The organism is Adlercreutzia equolifaciens (assembly GCF_029076695.1).
In the GTDB taxonomy this organism is placed as follows: Bacteria; Actinomycetota; Coriobacteriia; order Coriobacteriales; family Eggerthellaceae; genus Adlercreutzia; species Adlercreutzia equolifaciens_A.
The window spans coordinates 1-286 of sequence record NZ_JARFIK010000667.1; the positions used below are offsets into that span (position 1 = coordinate 1).

The 286-nt window shown below is 54.2% G+C and carries 1 protein-coding gene; it reads right to left on the bottom strand.

What is annotated here, in order from left to right; all coding sequences use genetic code 11:
• A partial coding sequence (locus PZH32_RS14040; protein ID WP_275208887.1) for a hypothetical protein occupies positions 1 to 286 on the bottom strand: 286 nt, incomplete at both ends.

Sequence of the window (286 nt, forward strand, 5' to 3'; positions counted from 1 at the left end):
GGAGCCTTTGCGGGAACGAGGGTCAGTTTGTGCGTATGCGGTACGGTCTTGTCATATCCGCAGGTGTCGCAGATGTTATCGCTGCCGTAATCGTGAGCCGCCTCCTCCTTCTTTTCGTGACAGCGAGAGCATTCTTTCCAATGATTGTCTGTGTCCTTGCTCCAATCGCTTGCCCATGCGTGCCCGAGCTGTGTACCTGCTGCTGTAAAGGTTTCTGTTGTGCTGATCTCTCCGCAGGAGCAGCTCTTGAAATATACTGCATCGTTGGTGCAGTCGGCAGCCGACT